This window comes from Sphingosinicella sp. (assembly GCF_052387495.1).
GTDB lineage: Bacteria > Pseudomonadota > Alphaproteobacteria > Sphingomonadales > Sphingomonadaceae > Allosphingosinicella.
Window position 1 is genome coordinate 1 of record NZ_JBQTJC010000205.1, and the last position, 6,881, is coordinate 6,881.

Annotated in this window: 7 protein-coding genes; 3 read left to right on the forward strand and 4 right to left on the reverse strand. The window is 69.9% G+C overall.

Features of this window, described 5'->3' with window-relative positions; translation table 11 throughout:
• Positions 1–990: NAD(P) transhydrogenase subunit alpha (locus ACT4N8_RS11515; protein ID WP_444858266.1), on the reverse strand; the 990-nt coding region annotated here is incomplete at its 3' end.
• 15 nt (positions 991–1,005) lie between these two features.
• On the reverse strand, positions 1,006–1,143 hold the full coding sequence (locus ACT4N8_RS11520; RefSeq protein ID WP_444858267.1) for an aa3-type cytochrome c oxidase subunit IV: 138 nt from the start codon (positions 1,141–1,143) through the stop codon (positions 1,006–1,008).
• Positions 1,144–1,289: 146 nt separating this feature from the next.
• Here ACT4N8_RS11520 and ACT4N8_RS11525 point away from each other — a divergent pair, with 146 nt between their 5' ends.
• From ACT4N8_RS11525 to ACT4N8_RS11535, 3 genes are all read left to right on the forward strand, one after another.
• Positions 1,290–2,750, forward strand: a complete 1,461-nt coding sequence (locus ACT4N8_RS11525; protein ID WP_444858268.1) for a sigma-54-dependent transcriptional regulator — start codon at positions 1,290–1,292, stop codon at positions 2,748–2,750.
• Positions 2,751–2,862: 112 nt separating this feature from the next.
• Entirely contained in the window at positions 2,863–3,624 is a 762-nt protein-coding gene (locus ACT4N8_RS11530; RefSeq protein WP_444858269.1) for an SDR family NAD(P)-dependent oxidoreductase, read from the forward strand.
• Positions 3,625–3,717: 93 nt separating this feature from the next.
• Positions 3,718–5,220 carry a L,D-transpeptidase family protein gene (locus ACT4N8_RS11535; protein WP_444858270.1) on the forward strand — a complete coding sequence of 501 codons (1,503 nt, stop codon included), beginning with the start codon at positions 3,718–3,720 and terminating at the stop codon, positions 5,218–5,220.
• On the opposite strand, the gene folP is transcribed toward ACT4N8_RS11535, so the two are convergent.
• A complete protein-coding gene (gene folP, locus ACT4N8_RS11540) occupies positions 5,135–6,193 on the reverse strand; it encodes a dihydropteroate synthase (protein WP_444858271.1) in 1,059 nt (352 codons plus the stop codon). The two genes, ACT4N8_RS11535 and folP, sit on opposite strands and share 86 nt — an antisense overlap.
• Before the next feature lie 14 nt (positions 6,194–6,207).
• A partial coding sequence (locus ACT4N8_RS11545) for a site-specific DNA-methyltransferase (protein ID WP_444858272.1) occupies positions 6,208–6,881 on the reverse strand: 674 nt, incomplete at its 5' end.

Consider the following 6,881-nt stretch of genomic DNA (forward strand, 5'->3'; position numbering starts at 1 on the left):
CGAATAGAGCGCCGAGGCGTCGGCCGCGAGCCGGCTCGGCACGTTCCTGTGCCCCACGATCCGGACCCCATGCCGCTCGACCACCTCACCGGCCTGGCTGCCCTCGACATTCCCGCCCTGCTCGACGGCGAGGTCGACGATCACGCTGCCCGGTTTCATCGTCGCGAGCTGCGCGTCGCTGATCAGCCGCGGCGCCGGGCGCCCCGGGATCAAAGCCGTCGTGATGACGATGTCCTGCTTGGCGATATGGCTGGAGACGAGCGCGGCCTGCGCCGCCTTATATTCGTCCGACATTTCGGTCGCGTAGCCGCCCGTGCCCTCGCCCTCGATCCCCGCGACCTCCTCGACGAAGATCGCCTTCGCCCCCAGGCTCTGGATCTGCTCCTTGGTCGCGGCGCGCACGTCGGTCGCCGAGACGACGCCGCCGAGCCGCCGCGCGGTCGCGATCGCCTGCAGGCCGGCGACGCCGACGCCCATGACGAAGACGCGCGCCGCGGCGATCGTGCCGGCGGCGGTCATCATCATCGGGAAGGCGCGGCCATATTCCGCAGCGGCGTCGAGCACGGCCTTGTAGCCGGCGAGATTGGCCTGGCTCGACAGCATGTCCATCGATTGCGCGCGGGTGATGCGCGGCAGGAACTCCATCGCCAGCGCCTCGACGCCCGCCGCGGCATAGCCGTCGACCCGCTCGCGCTGGCCGAAGGGATTGAGCGCGCCGATCAGCAACGCGCCGGCCTTCGCGCCGTCGAGACTGCCCGGCTCCGGCCCCTGCACGGCGAGGATGGCGTCGGCGTCCTTCAATATTTCGCCGCGCGGGCCGACCACGGCGCCCGCGGTCACATAATCGGCATCGGCGATGTTCGCGGCTTCGCCCGCACCCGTCTCGATTGCGAGCGTCGCGCCGAGCCCGACCAGTTTCTTGACCGTTTCCGGCGTGGCGGCGACCCGGCGCTCGCCGGCTTCGCTTTCCTTGAGAACCGCGATCTTCACCCCCCGCGGCCCCGCTCAGTTCGCGATGACGAAGATGACGAGCATCGCCACCAGGAAGCTGAGCAAGGTCGCCCATTTCATCAGCCCGGTGAAGAAATGATAGGTGTTGGCGTGGGTGCGCACCTCGCGTTCCGCGTCGCCCGTGGCAGCCATGTCCGATCCCTCTTAAGCCCTGTGTCGCGAGCACCCTTACCAAGCGTCTCATGCCGAGAGCAAGGCGTTCCGCTGGTATCTCCTCTTAAGCCCCCCTTTACCCAATCCGGTCTATCTGGTCCCGCTTTCGGACGAAGGGGACATGAATGCGGCCGGATCCGACCCGTAGCCTGTTGCTGATCGACGAGGAGCCCGCCCAGCGGCGCCTGATCACTGCGATCGGGTCGCGTGCCGGCTGGTGGGTGCGCGGCGCCAACGATCTTGACGCCGCCCGCGCCATGCTCGCCGATCCGCAGGAGCCGCAATTCGATGCGATCCTGCTCGATCATTGGCTGCCGGGCGAGGAAGGCGCCGAGCTGATCCGCCAGATCCGCGCGCTCAAGCCCGAATTGCCCCTCCTCGTCCTGACCGCCCAGTCGAGCGTCTCCTGCGCCGTCGACGCGATGCGCGCCGGGGCTTCCGATTTCCTGGTCAAGCCGATCGCGCCCGATCGGCTGCTCGCCGCGCTCAACACCGCGACCGACCGCCGCAAGAGCGCGGGTGAGCTGCGCCCGCTTTCCGAGAAGATCGCCAAGAGTCTCGGCTTCGAGGAGATCGTCGGCTCGGCGCCCGCCTTCCGCGCCGCGCTCGCGGTCGCCGCCAAGGCCGCGCGCGCCCGCGTCTCCGTCCTGATCGAAGGCGAGAGCGGCTCGGGCAAGGAGATCATCGCCCAGGCGATCCACGCCGCCTCCCCGCGCGGCAAGAAGCAGTTGCACACAGTGAATTGCGGCGCGATCCCCGAGAATCTCGTCGAATCGGTTCTGTTCGGCCATGAGAAAGGCAGCTTCACCGGCGCCTTCGACCGTCATATCGGCCGCTTCGAGGATGCCGACGGCTCGACCCTGTTCCTCGACGAGGTCGGCGAGCTCCCGCTCGACACCCAGGTGAAGCTGCTCCGCGCGCTCGAGACCGGCGAAATTCAGCGCGTCGGCAGCCGCATCACCCAGACGGTCGACGTGCGTATCATCGCCGCGACCAACCGCCGCCTCGCCGACGAGGTCGCCGCCGGCCGCTTCCGCGAGGACCTTTATTATCGCCTCAACGTCGTCCACGTCCCGATCCCACCGCTGCGCGACCGCCAGAGCGACATTCCCGCGCTCGCCCGCCATTTGCTCAGCCGGATCGCCGAGCAGCCCGGCATGCGCCACCTCTCGATTACCGACGACGGCCTCGCCGTTTTGATGTCCTACGGCTGGCCGGGCAACGTCCGCCAGCTCCAGAACGCTTTGTTCCGCGCCGCCGTGCTCTGCGAGAGCGATGCGCTCACCGCTTCGGATTTCCCGCACATCGCGACCGAGGCGCTCCACGGCCGGCGCTCCGACGATTATCATGCCAAGCCCTTGAGCGGCCAATCCGCCACGTCCGCGCTCGCCCACGGCCCCGGCGTCACCCTCTACCGGTCCGACGGCAATCTGCGCCCGCTCGAGGAGATCGAGGCCGACGTCATCCGCCTCGCCATCGGCCACTATCGCGGCCGGATGACCGAAGTCGCCCGCCGCCTCGGCATCGGCCGCTCGACGCTCTACCGCAAGCTCGGCGAGCTGGGCATCGGCGAAATAGCTGCCTGAGCCGATCACGCTCTTCATCGTCATTGCGAGCGGAGCGAAGCAATCCAGTCTCTAGATTGCCGCGGCGCTTCGCGCCTCGCAATGACGAACGGGGATCGCTAAAGCTGCCGCCATGTCCGACTTCACCGATGCAATCATCCTCGTCACCGGCGCCGCCTCCGGCATCGGCGCGGCGGTCGCTTCCGAGCTCGCCGGCGGCGGCGCCCGCAAGCTGATCCTTGCAGACCGAGACGAGGATCGCCTGCGCGACTTCGCATTCTCGCTGCCCTGCGAGCGCCAGATGCTGATCGGCGACGTCGCCGATCCGGACCTGTGGGGGAATGCCGACCTCACCGGTCTCACCCACGCCGTCGTCAACGCGGGCATCGGCGCGGGCGCACCGATCGAGGAGCTGAGCTTCGAGGAATGGCGCCGCGTGCTCTCGATCAACCTCGACGGCGCCTTTCTCACGCTCCAGGCGGCGATGCGCGCGATCCGCGCCGGCGGAGCGGGCGGGGCGATCGTGCTCACCGCCTCGGCCGCGGGGGTGAAGGCCGAGCCCGGCATCGCCGCCTACGGTGCCTCCAAGGCCGCCGTCATCCACCTCGCCCGCATCGCCGCGAAGGAAGGCGCCTCCGCCAATATCCGGGTCAATGCGATCGCGCCCGGCGGCGTCGAAACCCCGATCTGGACCGCTTTGCCCTTCTTCGAGGATCTCGTGAAGAATACTGGGAGCGAAGAAGCGGCGTTCAAGGCGCTGGGCGGCATGTCGACCCCGCTCGGCCGCTACGCCAAGCCGGAGGAGATCGCCGCCCAGATCGCCTTCCTGCTCTCCGACGCCTCGGCCTTCACGACCGGCGCCTGCCTCGTCAGCGACGGTGGCTATTCGCTCTAAGCCCGCGCAAGGCTTGCCCGCCGCCTGTGCAAGCGCGGGACAGGACGTCCGAACCTGTTGAAGGAACTCGCCGCCTCGTCCTAGGGCAGGACCATGCGTGACCCCGTGCGCCTCGTCCGGGCGGTTCTTCTGGCCGGCGCCTTCGCGCTGCTGCTGCCGATTGGCGCGCCGCGGCAGGCGAGCGCCGTCGCGCCCGCCGCGCCGCCCGCGCCGCTCGACGTCGGCGACGAGATCGCCGGCTTCTACCGCGACCGGGGATTCGCGCCGCTCTGGGTGACCGGCTCCGCGCTGCGGCCCGAGGCCGGGCAGCTCCTCGCCATGCTCGATGAGGCCGGCCGCGACGATCCGAACCTGCGCGAAGCGGTGGCGGCGGCGCGAAGCGGCGATCCGCATCGCCTCACCCGCGCCGACCTGCTGCTCAGCCGCGCCTTCGCCGATTATGTCCGCACCTATCATCGCGCGCCGGAGCGCAACACGATGCGCTATATCGATCCCGGCCTCGCGCCCGAGACGCCCGGGACGGGCGAGGCGCTGGAGGTCGCCGCCGAGGCGCCGTCGCTCGCCGCCCATCTGGAGGCCGTGGAACGCATCAACCCGGTCGTCGAAGGCCTCACAAGCGGCCTCGCCGCCTATCGCGCCGGCTGGTCGCGCCTGCCGCAGATCCACCTACCCGGCCGCCCGAGCGCGGAGGCGCTGCGCCGGCGCCTCGGCGGCATCCCCTTGCGCGAATTCCAGCGCGTCCACGGCCTTCCCGTCACCGGAAATGCGGACGCCGCCACGGTCGCCGCGCTCAACCACGGCGCATCGCATTACGAGCGGCTGATCCAGGCCAATATCGAGCGAGCGAGCGCCATTCCCGCCCATCCCAACGGACGCTACATCCTGGTCGACACCGCCTCGGCGCGGCTCTGGATGATCGAGCATGGCCGCATCGTCGATGCGATGCGGGTGATCGTCGGCAAGCGCGCCATGCCGACCCCGGTCATGGCCGGGCTGATCCGCTACGCCACGCTCAATCCTTATTGGAACCTGCCTCCGGACCTGATCCGCGAGCGCGCCCGCGGCGGCGCTCGTGCAATGGCGCGCGAGCGCCTCCAGGTCCTCTCCGACTGGTCGCCCAACGCCCGCCGCCTCGATCCCCACCGGGTCGACTGGCGCGCCGTCGCCGCCGGCCGCCGTCTGGTGAATCTCCGCCAGACGCCGGGCCCACACAATATGATGGGCCGGATCAAGTTCATGATGCCGAACCATCTCGGCATCTACCTCCACGACACGCCGCACCGCGGCCTGTTCCGCCCTACCGACCGCCATTTCAGCTCGGGCTGCGTCCGCCTCGAAGATGCGGGCCGGCTCGAGCGCTGGCTGTTCAACGGCCGCGTCCCGCGCCCGAGCGGCGCGCCCGAGCAGCGCGTCGACCTTCCCGAGCCGGTGCCGGTCTACATCGCCTACTTCACCGCTTTGCCCTCGCGCGGCGGCGTCGTCTTTGTCGGCGATCCCTATCGCCGCGACGTCACGCCGGGGACAGCGCCGCGTCGCGAAGCCCGCGCCAGACGCGGAGCGCCTGAAGCGTTTCGGGCACGTCGTGGACGCGGATGAGCTGCGCGCCCTGCTCCGCCGCCTTGAGCGCCAGCGCCAGCGAGCCCGCCAGCCTTTGATCCGCCGGCGCCTCATTTGAAAGCGCGCCGATCGTCCGCTTGCGGCTCGCGCCGACCATTACGGGGCAGCCGAGTCCGTGCAGCATGGCGAGCCCATTCATCAGCTGGAGATTGTGCTGGACGGTCTTGCCGAAGCCGAACCCCGGATCGATGACGATCCTGGCGCGATCGATCCCCGCCGCGACCGCAGCCTCGATCCGCGCCTCCAACCAGTCATAGACTTCGAGCAGCACCGGCCGGTCGTAGCGCGGGTCGTCCTGCATCGTCGCCGGATCGCCCTGGTGATGCATCAGCACCGCCGGACAGCCCGCCGCCGCGACCACCTCCGCCGCGCGCGGGTCCCAGGTCAGCGCCGAGACGTCGTTGACCATCGCCGCCCCGGCCGCGAGCCCCGTCTCCATCACCGCCGCCTTGCGCGTGTCGACCGAGACCGCCGTGCCCGAGGCCGCGAGCCGCCGGATCACCGGCTCGACCCGCGCCGCCTCGTCGCCCTCCCAGACCGGCTTTGCGCCCGGCCGGGTCGATTCGCCGCCGACGTCGACCAAGGCCGCCCCCGCCGCCGCCATCCTGTGTCCCGCCGCGACCGCAACGTCCGCGTCCTCGTGCACCCCGCCGTCCGAGAAGCTGTCGGGCGTGACGTTCAAAGTGCCCATCACCTGCGGCTGATCGAGCCGCACGACGCGTTCGCCAAGCGTCAGCGTCGGCCGCGGCGAAGTCAGCCGCGCCCAGACCGCGCGCTCCGCCTCGTCCAGCCTCTCCTCGATCCCGGCGACCGGAACCAGCTCCGCCTTATTCTCCCGGATGATCTCGACGCTGGCGAAGAATTGCAGCCCGCCCGCGAGCCGCGCGAACTTGCCATCATGGCCGAAAGGCGCGTCGATGAAACCGGTCGGGCGGAGATAGGTCCGGGCCATGCCAGCCCTCTAGATCAGGCGCGCGCGGCGAGATAGCTCTGGCGCAGCGTGTCGAGCAGGACGAGCGCGCCCGCCTCCTCGACATGCCAGAAGGTCCAGCCGTTGCACGAGGGCGCGCCCTGCACGCTCGCGCCGATCTTGTGGATAGAGCCCTGCTGGCCGTCATGCTCGATCGAGGCGTCGGCGCCGACCCGCGCCCGCCACCGTCGTTTGGAATCGGTCAGCACCGCGCCCGGCGCCACCAGCCCGGTCTCGATCAAAGCCCCGAACGGCACTTTCGGCTGAGTGGCGCGCGATCCCATCGTGCGCATCGCGCTCTCGTCCAGCGCCAGCGTCGAAGCGATCCGCTCGCGGGCGACCTTGATGTAGCGGCTCTCGCGTTCGATCCCGATCCATTCGCGCCCCAGCCGCCGCGCCACCGCGCCGGTGGTGCCGGTGCCGAAGAAGGGGTCGAGCACGACGTCGCCCTTGTTGGTGCAGGCGAGCAGTACCCGGTAGAGCAAGGCTTCGGGCTTCTGGGTCGGGTGTGACTTGACCCCCTCCGTCTTTTCCCGCTCCGCCCCGGCGCAGATCGGGATCACCCAGTCCGAGCGCATCTGCAATTCGTCGTTCAGCGCCTTCATCGCGCGATAGTTGAAGGTGTAGCGGCTGTCCTCGCTGCGGCTCGCCCAGATCAATGTCTCGTGCG